The organism is Flavobacterium potami (assembly GCF_020026915.1).
GTDB lineage: Bacteria > Bacteroidota > Bacteroidia > Flavobacteriales > Flavobacteriaceae > Flavobacterium > Flavobacterium potami.
The window spans coordinates 1-294 of sequence record NZ_JAINUY010000027.1; the positions used below are offsets into that span (position 1 = coordinate 1).

1 protein-coding gene is annotated in these 294 nt (G+C 62.2%); it reads right to left on the minus strand.

Annotation, left to right across the window (positions count from 1 at the left end; all coding sequences use genetic code 11):
* A partial coding sequence (locus K6T82_RS24135) for a hypothetical protein (protein ID WP_223711573.1) occupies positions 1–294 on the minus strand: 294 nt, incomplete at both ends.

Genomic DNA, 294 nt, shown 5'->3' on the forward strand with positions numbered 1-294 from the left:
GTCGACTCTCGGCTGCGCACTCCGGAGCGCCCTGCGGATCACGTTGACGCCGTCGGGCCGCGACGACGTCAGAATAAGATGTCCCGTAATGGTCACCTTCGGGACTTTCACGTTCTCGTGCGCGATGGAGATGAGCGCTTCCTTGACCGGTTCATCGAGTTTCAGCTTATCCGTCGCCTCGCCGCCGGTGGTGACGATATCCTCAAAGGCCGGGTACAGCTGGCCGTATTCACGGTATACGGCCTCCTCGATGATCGCCCGGTCCACCCCCGCTGCTTCGGAAGCGAACCCGAC